Source organism: Algoriphagus sp. 4150, from assembly GCF_031457395.1.
Classification (GTDB): domain Bacteria; phylum Bacteroidota; class Bacteroidia; order Cytophagales; family Cyclobacteriaceae; genus Algoriphagus.
The window spans coordinates 700,823-722,225 of sequence record NZ_JAVDWS010000001.1 but is presented as its reverse complement, the minus strand read 5'-3'; the positions used below and the strand labels follow the sequence as shown (position 1 = coordinate 722,225).

The following is a 21,403-nucleotide window of genomic DNA, read 5'->3' as shown; positions in this document are numbered from 1 at the left end:
GATTACATGGATATTTCCTTCACTTTATTCATCATCTGAGTGGCATGTACGAGTGAAGCTCCTCCTCTGATGGCAGCTGCCACATGGACGGCCTCCATCATTTGTTCTTCATCGCAGCCCTTCTCCATTGTGTCTGTAGTGTAAGCATCGATGCAATAGGGACATTGGATCGCATGGGCTACAGCCAGTGCTATAAGTGATTTTTCTCTGGCAGTAAGTGCGCCTTCGGCAAAGACTTCTCCGTAATAATCGAAAAACTTGTCTGCAAGGGGCTTTTGAAATTCACCTATTTTGCCAAAATTCTTAAGATCTTCGGGATTGTAGTAAGTTTTCATGGGTGCTTTGTTTAGATTATTTACGAAGTAAAAGTATTGGTTAGACTTACAACTCACATTTTTGGAAATGGGTTTAGGTTCTACAACTTTTTATAAAGATTATAAAAAAACAGGAACTGAAAAGTACCATGGATGTTATATTGAGCGTATTGAATTCAGAACTTTTAAACAATAAACAACATGGCATTACGACTAGGCGATTTGGCCCCAAATTTTACGGCCGACACCACAGAAGGAAAAATTGATTTTTACGAGTATTTAGGAGATGGATGGGGAATTTTGTTTTCCCACCCCGCAGATTATACTCCGGTATGTACCACGGAATTGGGCACAGTGGCTAAGCTCAAGGATGAGTTTGCGAAGCGCGACACGAAAGTAATGGCGCTAAGTGTAGACGGCGTAGAAAGCCACAGAGGCTGGATCTCTGACATAAATGAGACGCAGAGCACCAATGTGAATTTCCCCATCATCGGCGATGAGGACAGAAAAGTATCGGAACTGTATGATATGATCCACCCCAATTCCAATGAAAACTTTACCGTTCGCTCCGTTTTTGTGATTGGAAATGACAAGAAGATTAAGCTGATTATCACTTATCCGGCAAGTACAGGCAGAAATTTCGAAGAACTGCTCAGAGTAATCGACTCCCTTCAGCTGACGGCTAACTATTCAGTAGCTACTCCTGCCAACTGGAAGCAAGGTGAAGATGTGGTGATCGCCCCGGCAATTAAAGACGAGGATATTCCTGCAAAATTCCCCAAAGGACACAAAGTAATCAAACCTTACTTGAGAACCACTCCTCAGCCTGATTTATAACCAGCTGAAATTCAATTAAAAAAAAAGCTTCTTATCGGAAGCTTTTTTTGATATAAAATTATATCCTGATTTACGATTCTATTAATAAAAATTTGGCATCGGCAGCTCCTGCCCTTACTGATTTGGCATGTTGATAGCCATCCGAATTGTACCATGCCAAGGCTTTTTCTTTGGTAGGGAATTGTAACATAACCAAACGCTCATGGTTCCAATCCCCCTCTAAAACTGTTACGGGATTGCCGCGAAGTATAAACTTCCCTCCAAAAGGCGAGATTGTCGCAGGAGTCAATTCCTTGTACGCATTGTACTTTTCCTGATCAGTGACATCTACTTCTACTATTACAAAGGCAGGCATAACTTCTGTGGTTTAATCTAAGTAAATCTACTTTAATTTTTGAGATCATTCAAACCCTACACCGGCAGCATATCTAGCTTTGGCAAAAGAAATCTTCCTCTTAGAGAGCAATTCGTTTAAAGTGATTCTTGAGCTAAAAACAGAAACCTCTCTGGTATTCACTAGGAACAAACTACTTTCGCCTATTTGAAACTTCCTTAATTCTCCCTGAAGCAACATTTCCAATGCCTCAACATTGCGGGTATAAGTACTTATCTGTGAATTTATCACAGTCCATCCATTGAGTTCATTTTCGAGTTTAGTCCGAAGCTGAAGTTCTTTCAACTCCCTGGAGTTTTGCTTAAAATTAATTTTGGCTTCCGCAAGGCGCATCCCTCCCCTGGCCTTTCTCCACATGAGGGGAGTGTAAACAGTAAGTCCCCATTTATAATCATTTTCAAAGAAACTTGCCTGATCAAACTGATTGAGGCTTTCTGTGAGGAAATTGTACTTGAATTTTACAACAGGCAGAATCTGCTGTGCCTTGAGTCTCCTATCCACATCCAAACTAGCCAATTCATAGTCTGCCAGCATTAATTCAGGATGATCTGAGACCATCATGCGCAGTTCCCCCTCGTTTAAAATCAATGGCTGGTCAGAATACAAGTCCTCCGGGAGTACTCCAGGATCTAGAGCAATTGGATTTCCTGTTTCATCCCATAGAAAGTTGCTGAGTTCCTGAGTTCTTATGAAAAGCTCATTTTCTGCTTCCTGTAGATAGTATTCTCTATTCAGAAATTGAGAAGACGCTTCTACAGTATCTATTGCCGGAAAATCCCCCTGTTCATAGCTTATTTTCACTGCCTCAAACCTAGTTCTTGCTAGGTCAGCTCCTTCAGCCTGTAGTTTTCTATTGGCGTGAGCCAGAGACCAATTCCAATAAGCACCGGTTGCCTGTAGATATAAATCGTTCAACAGGTTTTTTCGCTCTGACTCTGTGGATTGCTGATAAATCTGAGCCTTCCGCAAACCTGCTCTACGATCATCCAAAATCAGTCCTTGCCCGAGATTTACAGAAGCTCCTGCGGAAAATAAACCTCCTGCCGGGACTGTCCTTTCAGAATTAAGATACTGCCCTGAATTCTGTTCAAATGCCCCATTTAGTTCTATTCCAGCCCAAGTAGGTATAGAAATACCTGCTTCTCTTTTTTCATAATAAGTCTTTTCGTCGTAGCTTTTCTTATCCAAGTTCCCATACAGCAAAGGATCAAAATCGCCCCTTGCCGTGCGGACTTCCATATCACCCATGGTAAGCGTAATGTCTGCTTGGGCTGCGATCGGATGATAAGCTCTCACCCATTCCAAGTAGGTATCAAAAGTCAACGTGTCAGCAACTTGCCCATGGAGGCTCACGCTACCGGAAATTAATAAGAAAGTGAAGAGTAATCTTTTCATTTCTTTCCTTTTGCTATATCATCCTTCTGATTTCTGGTGTAAAAGTCAGCCGGGAATCCATTTAGCTGTCGCCAGATTTCATACCATACCGGTACATCATTTAGAAGTGCCATTCCATCTGCTCCCGAACCTACTCTCAACATATCTGGCCACGGGACTTCTTCGGGATCTTCTGCTACCAAAACACGATATTGATTCGTTCTTCCGGCAAACTGATCTATTGCCACGATTACCCCACCAAAGGTACCGTTGGATAATCTTGGCCACCCGGAGAAAACAATTGCAGGCCAGCCGTCAAAGATGAACCGTACTTTTTTGCCGACCTCCATCAATGGCAAATCAACGGGCGATATATACATCTCAACAGCGAGTTTACCATTTGAAGGCACAATATTGACTATCTGATCCCCTTCTTTGATCGTCTCTCCCAGACCTACCTGGATAGCTTCTGCTATGAAACCGTCCTGAGGAGCCAAAATATGTCTAAAGCCGGTTCGTGCCTCATAGTTGGAATATTGGTTTTCAAGCTTGGTAGCAGAACCTTCGGCATCGTATTGACTTGACTGTGCAGTATACATATCCGATTCAGCCTTGGATAGCTTGTCCTTGAAATCATTGTCTATTGCATCCAATTCCAGTTTAGCAGAGATCAATGCATTTCTGCTGCTCAGCAGACTATTCTCTACACCTATCACACTTGCCTGTACTTCCTGAAATTGAAGCCTGCGGGTTTCCAGATCTGTGAGGGATCGTAAGCCTTCCTCGTAGAGTTTTTCCGCTCTACCTAGTTGCTTAAGGCCAATTTCATAATTGACTTTGGCCTGTTCGAAACGAATACTGTCAGACTCCACCTGCAATTCAGCCATCTCAAGTTTATTTCTAGCCTGTTCTTTTCTCAGAATATTATTTCGCTTCAATGCAGCTATCTGGCTGTCCAATGCCTTAACTTTCTCTCTATAAGACAATGCAGAAAGATTCTTCGCTTCCACTTGCCTTTGTGTCCTTGGCAAAAGCAAGGAATCGAAGTATTCGTCTTTCACTTCCGAAATACTTACTATGGTATCCCCTTTGCTCACGAAAGCGCCTTCATTCACATACCACTTCTCAATCCTGCCTGCTATCACAGAATGGATGGTCTGGGCTCGGTGCTCAGGCTGAAGCATAGTGACGTACCCTTTGGATCGTATATACTGAGTCCATGGGAGAAAAAGTAAAAGAAATACGATGCAGCAGCTTACAAAAAGAATCCTAACTCTCTTCTTTTTCTGCTCACTGGCTTCAGTCATTTTAAGACTTTCAGCCTGCTCAAAAGGCCTTCGATCTTTGATTTTATTTTCAGAGATATTTAGCATAGGGTTATGAGTTAAGGGTTAAAAAATCCTGATATCCTGACTGATTACCTTGGTAAATAATATGGCCTTCCTCCATTACTATTACTTGATTAGCTTGTTTGATCACCTCTTCATCTTGAGTGACCATCAAGAGTGTCCACTCACCGCCAAACAGATAAGCCTTCACACGTTCTTTTACATCCTCATCCACATGTTGTAAGGCATTTTCGAGAATCATGGCCTGAGGCTCCCCGACAAGTGATCTGGCCAAGATTATCGCCTGCGCCATCTTTCTGGACAGTCCTCTGCCTTCAGGAAGTAGGATGGTTTGCAAATCTTCAGGCAATTGGTATACAAATTCCTTCAATCCCACCAATTCGATAAGGAAGTTCAGCTGTTTCGGGTCAGTTTTGCGCCCTACTAGAATATTCTCGGAAATAGTCCCGTGAAAAATCTGCTGCAGCTCCATACAGTCTCCGACTACACTTCTATATTTATCCAAATGAATCATCTCCAGAGATAGATCATTGATCTTTATACTTCCATGATAGCTTTCATATAACCCTGAAAAGAGAGCCAGCATCGCACTTTTTCCACTACCACTTTTGCCGGTAATTACCGCTTTCGAACCTGATTCAATAGTCAGGGTGACACCATTCAAAATAGGTTTTCTCACATCTCTGGGTTGGAAAACTACATTTTCCATAGAAAGTTTGATACCCTTGGATTGGGACGTGATATCTTTCTCGGAATCCTTGTGATCCTCAAGTTCCATATCCATGATAAGCCCCAGTTTCTCAGAAGCCACAAGCGTATCATATACAGTCTCCAGAGAGATAATCAATTTTTCCACAGCATTGACTACCATCACAATTATAACTTCCGCTGCTACGAATTGGCCTATACTGATCTGTTCGTTAATCAACAATAAACTTCCTGCAACCAAAAGACCGCTAACGATTAGAACCTTGAACCCAATGAGTATTTTATACTGAAAAACCAAAACAGAAAAATGCCGCATCCTAAATTCCACATAGCGTTTTAACAGGTCGTCAGCACGCAAAATTGGCAATTTCGAATTACCGCCTACCAGCTTAAACGTGTTGATCGTTCTTGCTATTTCTTCCAGCCAATAAGCAGTCTCATACTTATGGGTGGATTCCTTCATCGCAGTGGACATCCCTTTGGGACTGGTGAAATAAAATATGGTCAACAAAATGATGATCAATATTATCCCGAATAAGATGAAGGAGGCATGATAAAATGACAGTAAAATCAATCCAAAAAACACTTGAATCAGCGCGGTGGAATAATCCACTAAAATCTTAGAAAGACCCTTTTGAAGGTTGACGGTATCGAAAAACCTATTTACAAGCTCAGGAGCATATGCACCATGAAAGAGTTCCGATTTGATCTTCGGAAGTCTATACGCCAGAGAAAGACCGGATTTGGCAAATATCCTTTGTTGAAGTTTCTCCGTAATCTGCAACTGGGAAATCTGCAGAAAACCACCGAAAGCGATACCTGCAGCTACTATTATAACCAGAATTACCCAGGAAGTAGTAATTCTTCCACCAAGGACAAAATTCAAAATTGCCTGAATTCCAAGCGGAAGGGATAGCGCAACCAGACCATTCAAGATAGCATAAAAGTAAATTGAATATACCTGATCCTTTTCCTCCTTCAGCAGATTGAAAAACCGCTTTATTGGGGTGATTTTCTTTGCGTTATTCATTTGAAATTGCCTTTACTATTAAATCTTCAAAAAAGACCAACCGGTTCTCCGCATCTAATGATTGCTCTGTCATATTGGGTAAATGCTGTGAATTAAAGGCATGAAGTAAGCTTGACTCCATGACTGTATATGCCAAGGTTTTTGGGTAGGGGTAGGATGGGTTTATCTCTGCTATCAATTCGGAAATTCGTTCACCAAAACTATAGACTTGGGCAAAAATACCATTTTCATGCTCTGTATCTACAGTTTTAGTCAAGTATCCTTTCAGGGATTCATTGACTACGATGCTACGCAGATCCTCAGGATCTATATGTGCGTTTTTTATAAAAACCGGTCCATTCACCAAAAGTTTCATGGCTATGGACAAGCGGGACTTACTGCTTTCCAGATTTGCAGTAGCATACACGTAATTTACTTCCATCCATGCCCAATACCAAGCTGTAAGATAAAGAAGCAACATGTGCTTATTCTCAAAGTACCGATACACTGCTGCCTCTGTAACCCCAATATGCACCGCAAGCTTTTTGAACGTGAAGTGCTCCATGCCCAGATCCCGTATGAGTATAGCACCTTCTTGTACTATGGAGCTACCCAATTCGGAACTAAATGGTTCCTTCAAGTAGAGGTTATCATGCACCTCCATTTTCAAATTATTCAATAAGTTCTCCATAGAAAAGTATACGACGATCTAAGAAACGACCATTTAATGAAAAAGTTAACAAATCTTTCAAAAAGTTAGTATTACTAACAGCATCAATTACTGACTAGAATTTGGATTAGTTACTAAATATTAAAATTTAATTCCGTATATAATTTTTGAATCAAAATAAATCAGCGATATAATACCTGATAATCATTAATTCATACTGTGTCAAACGATTGTTAAATACTATTTTCCATTAGAATACACTTGCATATGACCTTTGAAAGAAAAATATAGACGCATGGAAAGGAATTTTATCCTAACAGCAACCAGAAGTGCAAAACTTACTTGATATGATTTTTTGACTTCCCAAAAATCAGGTACCTTAATTTCCAATGAACGGCAAATCAAGTTTTCTTCAATTAAATATCCGACCTTGGGTCTTCTGGCCTCCTTTTATTCTTCTAATACTTGCTGTACTATGCAGTATTGTTTTTTCCGATTCTTTTATCGAGGCGATCACGGGTATGCAGCAAAGCATACTCACCAACTTCTCGCTGGGGTTTAGCTGGGTTTCCTTAGTAATGACCATACTGGCCGTTGCTGTCTTTTTATCCCCATTGGGTAATTATAGAATAGGCGGTACCTCTGCTATTCCCCGATTGAATAGAATCAGTTGGTTTGCTATTGTTCTCTGCACCACCATAGCAGTTGGGATTTTATTCTGGGGAAGCGCTGAGCCGCTCTCCCACTTTCTATATCCGCCGGACTTCAAGACATTCGCTCCAAACTCGGAGGAGGCAAAGTCCTTTGCTTTGGGAGCTTTATATTTTCATTGGGGTTTTACTCCTTATGCGATTTATGCTATTCCGGCGCTGGTTTTTGCTTTGATGTATTATTCAGGCAAGAGCAAGTTCAGCCTTGGAATAATGCTGAGACCGATGATCGGTCATTCACCTCATAAAGTCTGGGAAACCGGGCTGGATTTGTTCAGCCTATTTGCTTTAGTTACCGGAATGGCTGCAGCTCTTGGAGCGGGAATACTGAGTCTTTCAGGTGGCTTCTCGGCTTTCTTTCCCAACTTGGATCGAACTTTACTCTCGGGTTTTGTTACGCTGGGAATTCTGATCACTTTCATTATTTCTGCTTCGACAGGAATTGAGAAAGGAATCAGAAACCTCTCACTCTTCAATTTGGGATTCTTTTTCCTGATAGCCATTCTATTTGTCTTTCTAGGGGAAAAAGGCAAAATTATCAGCTCAATTGGGACAGGCTTCAGCCACTACTTTTTGAATTTTGCAGATTTAAGTCTACAGCTGAGCGGGTCTGGAAATAAATGGACTTATGATTGGTCGACATTCAATTTTGCTATGTGGATGGCTTGGGCTCCTATGACTGCTTTATTTCTGGGAAAAATAGCAGTCGGAAGAACCGTTAGAGAGTTTCTGTTGGTCAACTGGTTTTTGCCTGCTCTTTTTTGCCTGATATGGATGGGGATTTTTGGAGGAACCACACTTGACTTTGCCGCGGTGAATTCTCATGATTATAGAAATCTTTTTGAAAACTCAGGACCCGAGTCCATCATTTACAGGGTTTTTGATGACCTGGGTTATTTCAAACTATTCGCACAGCTATTCATTCTAGCTATTTTTATTTCCTATGTAACTGCCGCTGATTCAAGTACAGATGCATTGGCCAGTATTAGCATGAAAAAACAAGACGGAGATCCATTTCATTCGGACACCAATCTGAAAGTAATATGGGGAGTATTGATTGGATTTCTGTCCTGGATAATGATAAGTTACTCAGGGATAGACGGTGTACGTATTTTGTCTGTAATAGGCGGACTGCCTGCTTTGTTCTTCCTGTTCCTAGTTTCGGTATGCCTGTTGATGATTCTTATTTCTCCAAAAAAATACTTAGGACATGCTGAAAAACGCCGGTAAAAGATCAAAGGCTATCATTTTGAATGATTAACCCTTTTTTCATGCCAACGGTTTTTCAGCAAGACCTACTTAAAGAATCAATAGCCTCTATATTTCAGTTTTCCGACATTGTAGAGATACAATACCTTGGAATACCGAAGCATTATAGGCATCAAAAGGACATTAGAAACCGCAACTGTCGTAAGGTACATCCATAGCTCTGGCCTTACCATCAGCACATTTAAGGCTACCATGACAGTGATCACCAGAGCCACTGAGAAGGCGTAGCTAACATACATCGCTCCATAAAAAAAATCAGGTTCAGCATGAAAATTTGCTCCACATACTGAACAGGATTTATTGACATCAGACAATTTTCGAAAGCTATTGACCGGCACAGGAAACAGCTTACCTTCGTGACATTGAGGACATTTGGCCCCTATGACAGCCTTAATCGTACTTTTATTACTCATTATCATTTTTTGTGAAAGTGGAAATCGGACGCGAAAAAAGCTTGAACCCGAATTATGCATTAGAAAATCTACCACGGATTCAAGCCGCCTCAAAATCAGTCGCTATGCTTCACTTTTCGCTCTCACAGTAGCGGTGCTACGACTCGATCTCCAAAGTGACTGATTTTCTTGCAGTTTGAACCCTTCCCGAAAAGAATCGGGACAGGCTGCTACGAATCCTAATGCATAGTCCGGGTTTACAACAAATGACAAGAAATCATCTGTCTAACTCTACCGGAAGATCTCGTCTATATCGTAATCTTTGCCTATCCCCCACTGAAGAAGTTCCTCGATGGTATAATATTCCAGCGTGTCAAGATCCTTAACTTTGAAATTTGTACCCCTTATACGGGAGATGATCTCCACCTGTCTGATTTCCCCCATGTTGACCAACTGATATTTTCTACCTACCCGTAGGTTGTCAAGTGCTATTGGCATATTAGGCTTTGTTCTGTATCACCACACCGACAGCTTCAAAAGTAATCTCACGTTTAGGCTCAGTGATTGCCTCAATTTCCTCCTTGCTCACTCCTCCGTCTTCAGCATAGTGTCTTAGAGTCTCCACATCTGTTTCTGTCATGACAGCTACCCCCTCCAAAATCACGGGATATCCCTGAGAAGTAGTCGGAACAAAAAATTCATAATCCTTGAATGTCACCCGCATGCTCTCACCGTTAGGGAGCTCCATGGTAAGCCAGCAGCCTTTCTTGGTGCATACTTCCTTTATCTCTCCGGAAATCTTCCCTTCGAAATTACCCTGTCTCTCCACTACGGACACCATCTCAGCAGGAGAAACTACTCCTGATAGAGCTACTTCAGCTCCGTAAGCTCCGGGAATAGTGTCAGCTGCATCTACTATAGCATTTACTTCTTCCAATACTATTTCAGACTTCTGGCTTTGGCAGGCTGAGCTGAGTGCAAGGCCAAAAGCAAGTATAACCAAATGAGAATGTTTCATAGCAAAATTAGATTTATACAAAAATACGGGTTTGAATTGGAGAGTAAAAGAAATGCCGGAATGTTTGGTAAACTTATCTGAATTCGAAATCCCTGCCTATTTCCTCGATTGATTGCAAAAAAATCGATTGCGAAAAAGAATTGAAACAATTCTTTCAATAAAACTTCGATTTTTTTAACAATCCTGTAATTTTACGTGGAAATTAACCTATTGACCCTGCACATGCCCCACCCAACAAAGTTTATTATTGATTTTGACAGTACATTCACGCAAGTAGAAGCTCTGGATATACTGGGAGAAATCAGTCTTCTCAACGACCCTGAACGCGAAGTAAAACTACAGGCAATCAAGGATATTACTGACAAAGGAATGGAAGGAAATGTGACCTTTCGCGACAGTCTGATCCAGCGAATCGATATCCTAAAAGCCAGCAAGTCCCAAATAACGGATTTGATAGCGGCCTTAAAGCTAAAAGTCTCCAAATCCTTTGAGCGCAACAAAGAATTTCTTCAGGATAATTCAGAAAACATATACATCGTTTCCAATGGGTTTAAGGATTTCATTATACCTATTGTAGCCGATTATGGCATCCACCAAGACAATGTTTTTGCGAATGAATTTGTATACGATGAATCGGATAATATCGTAGATTTCAACCGTGACAACCCGCTTTCTCAAAATAACGGCAAAGCGGAAACCATCAAAAAAATCAATCTTGAAGGGGAAATCTACGTAATCGGTGATGGTTACACAGATTACGAAATCAAGAAATCCGGTCTAGCCAATAAGTTTTATGCTTTTACCGAAAATGTAAATCGTCCTAAAGTAACCAAAGAGGCAGATCATATTGCGCCAAGTTTGGATGAAATCCTATACGTCAATAATTTGAACACGAAATTCTCTTACCCGAAAAGCAGAATCAAGGTATTGCTCCTTGAAAACGTACACCCAATCGGTATCGATTTACTCAAAGAAGAAGGCTACGAAGTAGAAGTCGTGAGCTCTGCCATGTCAGAAGAAGAACTCTGCGAGAAAATCAAAACCGTCTCCATTCTTGGGATTCGATCCAAAACGATTGTAACCCGCAAGGTTCTGGAAAATGCCAACCGCTTGATTGCTGTGGGTGCATTTTGTATAGGTACCAACCAGATCGATCTGGAAGCCTGCCAGGAAAAAGGAATAGCTGTCTTTAACGCTCCTTTCAGCAACACCAGATCCGTGGTGGAAATGGCGATCGCCGAGATCATCTTCCTGATGAGAAATTTTGTAGATAAAACCGCTTCCATGCATGAAAGTAAGTGGGACAAATCTGCTTCAGGGAGTTTCGAGATCAGAGGTAAAAAGCTAGGAATCATTGGATACGGAAATATCGGCGCTCAACTTTCAGTTCTTGCAGAAAATATGGGATTGAATGTGTTCTATTATGATGTCATAGAAAAGCTAGCCCTTGGTAATGCCACGAAAGTCAATTCTCTGGACGAATTGCTTGAAACATGCGATATTATTTCTCTTCATGTAGATGGCAGAAAAGAAAATCATAATATCCTGAGTAGAGAGAAAATAGAGAAAATGAAGCCCGGCTCCTACTTAGTAAATCTAAGTCGTGGCCATGTGGTAGAAATCCCTGCTGTTCGTGACGCAATCCTTTCCGGAAAATTAGCAGGTTGTGCTTTCGATGTATTTCCGGAAGAACCTAAAAACAACAAAGAACCGTTTGTATCTGAATTGATTGGCTTGCCTAATACAATTTTGACTCCGCATATAGGGGGCAGTACGCTGGAAGCACAGGAGAATATAGCTAGATTTGTTCCAGGAAAAATCATGGAGTACATCAACACGGGCAATACATACAACTCCGTAAACTTCCCCAATATCCAGTTGCCTTTCTTGCAAAATGCACATAGACTTATCCATATTCACTTGAATGAGCCCGGTGTATTGGCAAAAATCAACCAGATCTTGGCGAACTTCGAAATCAATATCGTAGGTCAATACCTAAAAACCAACGAGAAAATCGGATATGTGATCACAGACATCGACAAGGCTTATTCCAACGAAGCCATCAATGCATTAAAACTTATACCGGGAACTATACGATTCAGAGTTCTTTATTAAGAAATATGATTCATTCTCAACAAAAAAGTCCCGTCAAAGCGGGACTTTTTTGTTGGTTTTACCTGAGTCTTCGTCCTAGCCATAGTTTGCCTTTTTGCAAACTTATTCTTGAACAAGGCGCTTATTCTTTTACCAGTTTAAAAACTTGATATCTTATAAAATCTTCTTCTACATCAGGGTCAACAATCTTAAATAGAAGTTGATCATCTAGCAACCCTAGCATCAAATGCCCATTTGTGGGCATAGGGATATCTTCAGACACTTGTCTGTTACCATCGAAAAGTATCAACTTATGATAGTCTGCATCCTGCATATGCTGATAGCTAGGATCATCTGCCTTCTTGATCTCATAAATTCCATACGGTATTTCTTTGATATAATCTAGAACTATTAGGTCATTGTCCATTGAGAATACCTTATGGTTTCTCGCGCCTAATGATTCTCTCCCATCTGAACTCAAATCCTTTGATGCAATAGTATTTAATTTTAAAACCTTGAAATCACCATGGTTGATCTTTATTTTTGATTCCAATTTTCCTGTTTCTAAATTATATACCGTGATTTCATCATCTAGTCTAGTTGTTAAAAATACTTTTCGGCTATTTTTATTGATGCTATACACAATGAAATAAAGTGAACTCACTAAGGAATTGTCCAGCTTCCCGTAAATCGACCTGTCTGCTATCGGTGCTATCCTATGCAACTCGTCAATCTCAGTATTATAAACTTCAATTAAGTCACTATTTGTTTTTCCATTTGGCATATATGAGTTCGTTCCTGAAGGATTTGTGATAAATGAAAATCCAGATTCAGGACTGTCTTTGTAGAAATAAGGAAAAGCTTCTTTTCTCCCATAAATCTGCATTTTAACACTGGATGGATAAGGAATTCTTTTCTTTTGAACAAGCATTTGGTCATATAGCAGAATATGTGTTACAGTTTGTAACCAAATATCCCCATCTTTAGAAAAAGTCATAGCATTTAGATTGGAGACATATTGATTTGGCTCCTGACCTTTTAAATTTTTGTTTGCAATAATTTCTCCCTTTTTGTTGATAAGAAGTATTCTGTCTCCTTCACTAGAATTCATAAAACCCAAATAAAGTTTATTCTTTGGAGAGTAGTCAACTATATCCACATCAAGCAGAGAGTTAATTTTGAATTCATCAATCTTGCTTAATTTATATTGAGAATATGTAGGCACTGCCATTAACAATAGTAGAATAATCAATAGGCATGATTTCATTAATAGATTAGTGAATTTTTTCATAATGAATAAATGGTTGATTATTTATGTCTTAATCAATTAAGTCAGGAAAGATACACGACTACAGCAGGAAAATCACCCTTAAAAATCCAATCTACAGAACCTTCAAGTGTTAATATGTTTGAAAGTAAGCGCACTTATGCAAACCCTTGAAGGTTTTTTAGGGTAAAAGCGATTTCCTTGACGGCTACAGGTTCCATTTCCTTTTGACAGAAACCTAATCGGTCTTTTACTTATCCAGAAGCCTTCTATGGTAATTTATTTGGCCTAGATGATAGTTGAAATGACCATAAAGATGAATAAGAAAATAACTGTGAGACATTTTAGATCCAAATACTTCCAAAGGATAGTCTTTGTCAAGCATTGCTTCATCCAAGCCTTCCAGACTGGCAGTCACTACACCCTGCAATTTCTCCACCATACCCACCAGTTCAGATCTGGGAACGTCTTTTCCGGAAAATTCAAATTCTCTATCCCGGACATAGTCAAACCCGCCTATTTCTTTGCCTACAAAGTGTGACATATTTCCCACCAAATGAAGACAAAGGTTGCCGGCTGAATTTGCAATAGCGTGGTCTATCTTCCACAAATTCTCTTCGTTGGAGTAAGCGTTGATTTCCAGTTTTAACCGATCTGTATCCCGCTCAAAAAGTTGTATTAATTCTTTAATTGCCATAGTTTATTAGAATGTTGAATACTTCAAATAGGCTTTAGCCATTTTTTCATCATATTTATTCTGAGCGTACGCAGGTCCGTTATAGCAATTCGCAAATTTTGCCCAGTTTTTATTTTGTAAATATGGCAAGCACCCATTTTTAAGGATGTACCTACCGAAAGCTTCCAAGTGATTTCTCTCATGCAGGTGCATTTCATCCACAAACTGCTGAACAGAGTCATACCCAAGAGGTAATGCATGAAATCCTATGACCTGATAGCTTCCCCATGAAGCAGAGGCAAGTGCAGCTTCTTTGAATCCCGGATCAGTGGAAATCGAAATTGCCTGCTCTAAACGCCGGTACTCTCCAGTGCCTCCTAAGTAGTGTTTTTTGACAAAACTCTTATACAATACGCTTTCGTTGGAAGAGTTGGCGAAAAGCTCCGGATTAATGCCTCTGGCTTTTAACTGCCTCCAGAAAACGTGCCCCTCGAAAAGGATCTTGGGTCTGCCGTCTATTAAAAATCCTTTTCCTGAGCTTTCCACTTCATTCACAGCCTTTACTGCAGCCAGCTCCAGTTGATATTTATGAGCAAAATCAATAAGATCATGCTCCCCAAGGAATACATCACCAAATACATCCGCGGGTTTTGTTTTGTCAATCAGTAAAGTCCAAGTTTTAATCCCCACTACCCCATCGACTACGAGTTGATTTTTTCCCTGAAAGTCTTTGACAGCAGTGTCTGTTTGGAGCCCGAAATATCCTGATGTGGGAATATCATAGCCGATCTTACCGAGAAGCTCCTGTAAAAATGAAACAGACGAGCCCCTTGATCTCAGTCTTATAGTTTGCATTGCTATATGAGTTAAAAATAAAAAGCACTTCAATTTAACTGAAGTGCTTCATATTAGCAATTACATCTGTCAGCAATTAATCAGGGTCAATCACATTTTTTCGCATCCCAAATTTCCCCGGCTTCATTGCTTTTGGCTCAGAAGAATCCTTCTGCCCGGCTGGCTGTTTCGTTTGTATTGGCTTAGCCTCTGCGGTTGTATTCGAATCGGTTTTAGAATTTTCTCTTCTCGGAAAAGGTTTTCTATTTCCACCGGAATCTGATTTCTTATTCTTGTTGAATCCCGACTTTTTCTTTGAACCAAAGCCAGACTTGCCTTTTTCAGCAGTTCCTGTATATACCGGTCCAGCCTCAAATCCATCGGGAAGTGGATTTTGGACAATCTTCATCCCGATCAGTTTTTCAATATTGTCAAACTTATACTGGTCCTTAGGATTGACAAAAGTAATGGCAGCACCTTTGGCATCTGCACGGGCAGTACGCCCTACCCTATGCACGTAATCTTCGGGATCAGACGGGGTATCGTAGTTAATCACCAGTTCTATTCCGACAACATCGATTCCTCGGGAAATGATATCCGTACCAATCAGGATTTTGACTGATTTATTTTTGAAAGCAGACATGATCTTTTCCCGGTCTACCTGCTCTAGATCTGAGTGAAAAGCCTCTATATCAAAATGCTTTTTCAACACTTTGTAAAGTGATTTCACTTTATCCTTAGTCGAAGCAAAAATTATCACTGCTTCGTAAGCTTTCTGAGAAAGTATATTTTTGACTAATTCTTCCTTCTGCGTATCATACACAGAATACATTGCCTGAGTTACGCCTTCAGCAGTTTTTCCAATTGAGATTGATATTTCGGAAGGATTTCTTAGAAATTTCATGCTAAACTGCCTGATCTTAGGCGGCATGGTAGCTGAGAAAAGAACAGTTTGACGGTCCTTGGGAAGGTAGTTTACTATTTTCAGAATATCATCCGAAAATCCCATATCCATCATTCTATCGGCTTCATCGAGGATCAAATGCTCCAGTGTAGTCAGATTAATTTTTCCACCGGCAAGCAAGGCAATCAGACGACCGGGAGTAGCCACGATAATCTCAGCACCTGTTTCAAGGGCTTTCTTCTGTTGCTCCCAGACGATTCCATCTCCTCCTCCATAAATTGGAATGGAGCTTATTCCCAAGAAATAGGCAAAGCCTTGAATTTGCTGATCTATCTGAATAGCAAGTTCACGTGTGGGAGCCAGAATAAGTGTATTCAGCGTACTTGTCCCTTTCTTACTTATTTTATTAAGGATAGGGAGTATAAATGCGGCGGTCTTACCTGTTCCCGTCTGGGCACAAGCGATAAGATCCTTATTTTCCATGATGACCGGAATGGCCATTTCCTGGATTGGAGTTGGTTTTTCGTAACCCATTGCGTCCAGTCCTTCCTGAAGCGAGGTTTCGAAATTAAATGATGAGAATTCCAAATTGAGGTGAGTGTAGTATTATAAAAAGCAGGCGATACCTTTTCGCCTTCCCAAATATAACCCCTAAATGTACAGAAACACAAATAGTTGGATTTTTAGAAATCAAATTACTTTAATCCCCAAACTTCTCTTGGATTAAGATTGGCTTGAATCCTTCTTTTGGACTATATTTCATTGAAATTGATAAATCATGCTTTATTTTAAACTACAATATCGGATTTTCTTGCTGTTCGGCTGCTTTTTCGTTCTGTTTTTCACTAGTCCATTGGTGATTAATGGTCAGAATTTTGAGATTAGGGGGAAGATACTTGATGCCGAAACCCAAAAATCCATAGACAATGCGAATATTAATCTGAAGGGCTCAGAGCTCAGTGAAGTGTCTGTGGCAGGAGGTTATTTCAAATTAGAGAATGTCTCCAAAGGCAAGTATACTCTTTTCATAAATGCTAAAGGGTATGTACATTATGAACAAGTAGTTAACCTGAAAGATGAATTGGATTTGGGCACAATCTATTTGCTAAAGCAAGGGGCTTCCGGGACAGGAGCAGCACTGAACCATACGATCAGGGCTACCAATATTACCAATCTTTTCAATGAAAGGCCTAACCTGATGGGGGGCAATATGATCTATGGCATCGCTCCCGAACCTACCCAGGTAGAGGGGGATAATTACCTGGATTCCAAGTGGAATACTGCTTCCCTCCTTCTCTACAGAGATAATAAAATGCTTGAAGGATCAAGAGTCCGCTACAACATTACCTCCAATGTAGTTGAGATATTTAATCCTGAGACACTAAAAATAAGCTCTATGCCGGGGATTCGAGTACAAAATTTAGTTTGGGTCGATTCTGCGCACAGGGTTCCCCGGTATTTTGTCAATGGAAAAGATTTCTTGGATGAGGGAGCTCCAATTTTAGGCTTTTTTGAAGTGCTGGTGGATGGTGAGCTACCGCTAATGAGAAGAACTAAGGCCATTTTCAAAGAGTCCAATTACAATGAAGCCTTAATGGTAGGCAACAGAAACCATCAAATAATCAAGCGGGATATTTATTATTACCTGGTAGGCAGGGATGTGATAGAGGTACCTTCCAACCGGAAAAACCTTTTCGGAATCTTCGGGGAAAAAGCCGAAGAAATGAAGAAATATGTCAATTCAAATGAGCTATCCGTAAAGGATCCAAACACCCTGTTTCAGCTGTTCACTTTTTACAATGCCAAATTCCCTGATTTCAAACCTGTAATGACAACGCTGGTAAAATATAACTAAACCGCTTTCCTGATTCATATGAAATCGAGCATGACTCAAGAGTCACACGGAGGAATGGTTATATGTGATGCGAGATTCCATATGGCCTTTAAAAATCAATTTATAATCATATGAAATCGAGCATGTCGAAGACGACACACAACTTGTCCCGAACTTGCTTCGGGAGAAGGATGATTATTCACACGGCGAGATTCCATCCCGTTTCCTTCGTCACGGGACAAGTTATGACCATTGAAAAACAATTATAAACATATGAATAAACTTTACCTTATCACTTTATTCTTCATCACTTTCCAACTCCAAAGCCAAGGCCTTCCCGGATTGGGAGCAGGAACCACTCCCAACAACAAACCCATATTACATGGGAAAAATTGGATGGTTATCACCGGAAAACCACTTGGCGCAACAGCCGGCTCGGCGATCTTCCAACAAGGCGGCAATGCGGTAGATGCAGCTTGTGCCATGATCGCAGCCACTTCCACTATGTGGGATGTACTTTCCTGGGGCGGGGAAACACAAGCCTTGATCTATAACCCACACACCAAAGAGGTGATTGCTATCAATGCTCTGGGCTATGCTCCCAGCGGTGCCACGGTAGATTTCTATAAATCCCAAGGCATGGATTACCCTCCTCAATATGGCCCGCTGGCAGCCACTACTCCCGGAACTCCAGGCGGTATCATGACAATGCTGGCCGAATATGGTTCGATGAGTTTGGAACAAATCCTAAAACCTTCGATGGAACTCGCCAAAGGATATCCCATAGAAGCCCAAACCGCCGATGCGATTGAAGCTCAAAAAGCAAAAATCAAGGAATGGCCTTATTCTAAAAAGATCTTCCTTCCCCATCTGGGAGAAGCTAGAGAAGCACCATCTGCAGGGGAAATTTTCGTACAAGAGGATCTTTATCAGATACTAGCCAAATTGGTAGAAGCAGAGAAGCAAGCTTTGGCAGCGGGCAAAACCAGAAAGGAAGCTATTTATGCAGCTTACGATAGATTTTATAAAGGAGATATTGCCAAAGAAATCGTGAGAGGAACCAGAGAACAGGGCGGGCTTTTCACTGAGGCCGATTTGGCAAACTGGAAAGTGAAAATCGAAGAACCTCTACATGTCAACTACAAAGGAATCGACGTCTATAAGCTACAGGAATGGACCCAAGGTCCTGCATTGCTACAGGCATTGAATATTTTGGAGAACTTTGACCTTCAGTCAATGGGCTACAATTCTGTCAATTACATCCACACGGTATATCAAGCTATGAGTTTGGCCTTTGCAGACCGGGACTTTTACTATGGGGATCCAGCTTATGTAAATTCTCCGATGAAAGGACTGCTTTCTAAGGAATACGCAAAGGAGCGTGCAAAGCTAATCGGAGAAATAAATGACCCCAAAATAGGTGCGGGCGATCCCTATCCTTTCCAGAATGAAACCAACCCCTACGGGGAATTGCTGAAGAAGAATCAAGCAACTATAGCATCACTTTCACCGGAACAAATTAACAGCACTTTAGATGAGCAGTTTATTACAGACTTTCATAGCGGTACCACCTCTGTAGAAACTGCCGATGCCGAAGGCTGGGTAGTTTCCGTAACACCCAGTGGCGGATGGATTCCCGCCGTGGTCGCCGGGAATACAGGAATTGGACTGTCTCAGCGTATGCAGAGTTTTGTGTTGGATGAAACGTTAAGTCCTTTCAATCTTCCGGAACCGGGGAAAAGACCAAGAGTAACGCTCACACCCAGCTTGGCTATGAAGGATGGAAAACCCTTCCTTTCGTTTGCAGTGCAGGGAGGTGATTCTCAAGATCAAAATCTATTGCAACTGTTCTTAAATATCGTTGAGTTCGGCATGGATGTGCAGGAAGCGACTGAAGCCCCCAATTTCAATTCTTACCAGATGCAGAGCTCCTTTGGTGATCATGAAGTACGTCCAGGGGCGATGGTATTAAGGGATGACACTTCGGATTGGATCCGCAAAGCTCTGGTAAAAAAAGGCTACCACTTGGAATTCTGGAACAAAACTTCCGGTCCTATAAACGCAATCTGGTTTGACTGGAGGCATGGTACCTTTTGGGGTGGCAGCAGCGACTACGGAGATGACTATGGGATTGCCTGGTAAGAGCAACAGCAATGAACATCGCATGGAAACTCAATTTAAAACATCAATCAACCACTAACTATAAACTAATGAAAATAAAGAATTTACCCATTGCTTTTTTAAGCACATTTATCATTCTTTCACCGGCATATTCACAGAAAAAGACCAAACCTGATCCCCTCAAAGCTGAGGTGGTTAGCTCTGTGGATTCACGCTTTGAAGCCTTGACAGACCTGAGTGATAAAATATGGTCCTTTGAGGAGATTGCTTTCCAAGAGACCCAATCCGCGGCAGCATTGTCCGATTATGCTGAAAGCCTCGGTTTCAGAGTAACCCGTGGAGTGGCGGAAATCCCCACTGCTTTCGTGGCTGAGTACGGAAGTGGTTCTCCCATTATCGGAATATTGGGCGAGTTTGACGCGTTGCCGGGCTTATCACAAAACACCGTGCCGACCAAAAGCCCCCTGCATGAGGGTGCTCCCGGGCATGGTTGTGGGCATAATTTATTTGGGGTAGCTTCTTTGGGGGCAGCTGCGGCCATCAAGGATCTCATTGATGAAGGGAAAATCAAAGGTACTGTGCGATTCTACGGCACCCCGGCGGAGGAGAAATTCTTTGGTAAACTATGGATGATCCGTGCCGGGCTTTTTGACGATGTAGACGTCATGATGGACTGGCATCCTGCCGCAGAAACAAAAACTGCCGTTCAAAAGGGGCTGGCATTGGTTGATTTTCAGGTGGAATTTTATGGTCAGGCGGCACATGCCTCCGCTGATCCCTGGAATGGTCGAAGTGCAGCAGATGCCTTAGAGCTTTATACCACAGGTATTAACTATTACAGAGAGCACATCAAGCCCACGGTAAGAATCCATTATCATATCCAGGATGCGGGACAGGTAGTAAATGTGGTGCCCGATTATAGTAGAATATGGGTTAGGGTCCGTGATTCTAGCAGAGAAGGTTTGGAGCCTGTTTGGAAGCAGGTAGAAAAAATGGCATCCGGCGCGGCTATTCTGGCAAACGTGGATTATAAAGTAAGTCTGATTTCAGGAATTCATGAAATACTGGTGAACCGAACCGGCTCTGCAGCATTGCAAAAGAACTTAGAAACACTTGGCCCGATCACATACACCGAAGAGGAACAGGTTTTTGCAAAGAAAATCCAAGAAAGCACTGAAAAACCACAAATAGGCTTGGTATCTGAAATCAAGCCAATGGAAGAAACTGAGGAACATTCCATGGGCGGATCCACCGATGTAGGGGACGTGAGCTATGTAGTCCCTACAATACGTCTAAGTGCCACTACTGCACCAAATGGCACGCCATGGCACTCTTGGGCTGTGGTAGCTTCCGGCGGGATGTCTATAGGTCATAAAGGAATGGCCTATGCGGCAAAAGCGCTATCTATGACGATGGTAGATCTATTCCAAAGTGCAGAACTCAGAGAAGCCGTAAAAGAAGAATTCAAGGAGAAAAAAGGAGATTATGTCTATAAAGGAATTGTACCGGACGGCCCTCCTCCTATTAACTCCAATTTGCAATAATACAACCATTCAGTAAATTAATGCATGTACCATTCCTATTCCATTTCAGACCGGAAGAAGTCAAAGCCTGATCTGAAATGGGAGG

The 21,403-nt window shown here is 41.4% G+C and carries 19 protein-coding genes; 6 read left to right on the top strand and 13 right to left on the bottom strand.

Annotated elements, in window-relative coordinates; genetic code table 11:
* Nucleotides 1–2: 2 nt before the first annotated feature.
* Nucleotides 3–335: an arsenosugar biosynthesis-associated peroxidase-like protein gene (locus tag J2X69_RS03080; RefSeq protein WP_310098266.1), complete on the bottom strand. Its 333-nt coding sequence runs from the start codon at nt 333–335 to the stop codon at nt 3–5.
* Nucleotides 336–515: 180 nt separating this feature from the next.
* Between J2X69_RS03080 and J2X69_RS03075 the strand changes: the two genes are divergently transcribed.
* Nucleotides 516–1,151 (top strand): peroxiredoxin, encoded by a 636-nt coding sequence (locus J2X69_RS03075; protein ID WP_310098263.1) that lies wholly within the window; start codon nt 516–518, stop codon nt 1,149–1,151.
* 70 nt (nt 1,152–1,221) lie between these two features.
* On the opposite strand, the gene J2X69_RS03070 is transcribed toward J2X69_RS03075, so the two are convergent.
* From J2X69_RS03070 to J2X69_RS03050, 5 genes are read right to left on the bottom strand one after another with little or no spacing between them, the layout of a single operon-like run.
* Entirely contained in the window at nt 1,222–1,506 is a 285-nt protein-coding gene (locus tag J2X69_RS03070; protein ID WP_310098260.1) for a DUF1330 domain-containing protein, read from the bottom strand.
* A 45-nt stretch (nt 1,507–1,551) separates the two neighbouring features.
* Nucleotides 1,552–2,940 carry a TolC family protein gene (locus J2X69_RS03065; protein ID WP_310098257.1) on the bottom strand — a complete coding sequence of 463 codons (1,389 nt, stop codon included), beginning with the start codon at nt 2,938–2,940 and terminating at the stop codon, nt 1,552–1,554.
* A complete protein-coding gene (locus J2X69_RS03060) occupies nt 2,937–4,292 on the bottom strand; it encodes an HlyD family efflux transporter periplasmic adaptor subunit (RefSeq protein ID WP_310098255.1) in 1,356 nt (451 codons plus the stop codon). Before J2X69_RS03060 ends, J2X69_RS03065 begins: the two co-directional genes overlap by 4 nt.
* 4 nt (nt 4,293–4,296) lie before the next feature.
* Nucleotides 4,297–6,006: an ATP-binding cassette domain-containing protein gene (locus J2X69_RS03055; protein WP_310098251.1), complete on the bottom strand. Its 1,710-nt coding sequence runs from the start codon at nt 6,004–6,006 to the stop codon at nt 4,297–4,299.
* Nucleotides 5,999–6,676: a TetR/AcrR family transcriptional regulator gene (locus tag J2X69_RS03050; protein WP_310098249.1), complete on the bottom strand. Its 678-nt coding sequence runs from the start codon at nt 6,674–6,676 to the stop codon at nt 5,999–6,001. Before J2X69_RS03050 ends, J2X69_RS03055 begins: the two co-directional genes overlap by 8 nt.
* 368 nt (nt 6,677–7,044) lie before the next feature.
* On the opposite strand from J2X69_RS03050, the gene J2X69_RS03045 reads away from it, so the two are divergent.
* A complete protein-coding gene (locus J2X69_RS03045; protein WP_310098247.1) occupies nt 7,045–8,595 on the top strand; it encodes a BCCT family transporter in 1,551 nt (516 codons plus the stop codon).
* A 77-nt stretch (nt 8,596–8,672) separates the two neighbouring features.
* On the opposite strand, the gene J2X69_RS03040 is transcribed toward J2X69_RS03045, so the two are convergent.
* The 3 genes from J2X69_RS03040 to J2X69_RS03030 all read right to left on the bottom strand — a co-directional run bounded on the left by J2X69_RS03040 (nt 8,673) and on the right by J2X69_RS03030 (nt 10,044).
* Nucleotides 8,673–9,047, bottom strand: coding sequence for a DUF983 domain-containing protein (locus J2X69_RS03040; RefSeq protein WP_310098244.1), 375 nt, complete (start codon nt 9,045–9,047; stop codon nt 8,673–8,675).
* Between the two features lie 270 nt (nt 9,048–9,317).
* A complete protein-coding gene (locus J2X69_RS03035; RefSeq protein WP_310098241.1) occupies nt 9,318–9,524 on the bottom strand; it encodes a hypothetical protein in 207 nt (68 codons plus the stop codon).
* A gap of 1 nt (nt 9,525) precedes the next feature.
* The gene (locus J2X69_RS03030) at nt 9,526–10,044 is read right to left on the bottom strand and encodes a DUF4920 domain-containing protein (protein WP_310098238.1); all 519 of its coding nucleotides are present in this window, start codon (nt 10,042–10,044) and stop codon (nt 9,526–9,528) included.
* A gap of 222 nt (nt 10,045–10,266) precedes the next feature.
* Here J2X69_RS03030 and serA point away from each other — a divergent pair, with 222 nt between their 5' ends.
* The gene (gene serA, locus J2X69_RS03025; protein WP_310098235.1) at nt 10,267–12,159 is read left to right on the top strand and encodes a phosphoglycerate dehydrogenase; all 1,893 of its coding nucleotides are present in this window, start codon (nt 10,267–10,269) and stop codon (nt 12,157–12,159) included.
* A gap of 121 nt (nt 12,160–12,280) precedes the next feature.
* Here serA and J2X69_RS03020 read toward each other — a convergent pair whose 3' ends face one another.
* The 4 genes from J2X69_RS03020 to J2X69_RS03005 form a co-directional block, all read right to left on the bottom strand.
* Entirely contained in the window at nt 12,281–13,429 is a 1,149-nt protein-coding gene (locus J2X69_RS03020) for a hypothetical protein (protein ID WP_310098232.1), read from the bottom strand.
* A 226-nt stretch (nt 13,430–13,655) separates the two neighbouring features.
* On the bottom strand, nt 13,656–14,102 hold the full coding sequence (locus tag J2X69_RS03015) for a DUF1572 family protein (RefSeq protein WP_310098229.1): 447 nt from the start codon (nt 14,100–14,102) through the stop codon (nt 13,656–13,658).
* A 6-nt stretch (nt 14,103–14,108) separates the two neighbouring features.
* On the bottom strand, nt 14,109–14,936 hold the full coding sequence (locus J2X69_RS03010; protein WP_310098225.1) for an N-acetylmuramidase family protein: 828 nt from the start codon (nt 14,934–14,936) through the stop codon (nt 14,109–14,111).
* A gap of 76 nt (nt 14,937–15,012) precedes the next feature.
* Complete coding sequence (locus J2X69_RS03005) at nt 15,013–16,407, bottom strand: DEAD/DEAH box helicase (RefSeq protein WP_310098222.1); 1,395 nt, start codon at nt 16,405–16,407, stop codon at nt 15,013–15,015.
* A 190-nt stretch (nt 16,408–16,597) separates the two neighbouring features.
* On the opposite strand from J2X69_RS03005, the gene J2X69_RS03000 reads away from it, so the two are divergent.
* From J2X69_RS03000 to J2X69_RS02990, 3 genes are all read left to right on the top strand, one after another.
* Nucleotides 16,598–17,674 carry a carboxypeptidase-like regulatory domain-containing protein gene (locus J2X69_RS03000; RefSeq protein WP_310098218.1) on the top strand — a complete coding sequence of 359 codons (1,077 nt, stop codon included), beginning with the start codon at nt 16,598–16,600 and terminating at the stop codon, nt 17,672–17,674.
* 252 nt (nt 17,675–17,926) lie between these two features.
* A complete protein-coding gene (locus tag J2X69_RS02995; protein ID WP_409014376.1) occupies nt 17,927–19,795 on the top strand; it encodes a gamma-glutamyltransferase family protein in 1,869 nt (622 codons plus the stop codon).
* A 68-nt stretch (nt 19,796–19,863) separates the two neighbouring features.
* The gene (locus J2X69_RS02990; RefSeq protein WP_310098213.1) at nt 19,864–21,318 is read left to right on the top strand and encodes an amidohydrolase; all 1,455 of its coding nucleotides are present in this window, start codon (nt 19,864–19,866) and stop codon (nt 21,316–21,318) included.
* Nucleotides 21,319–21,403 lie beyond the last annotated feature (85 nt).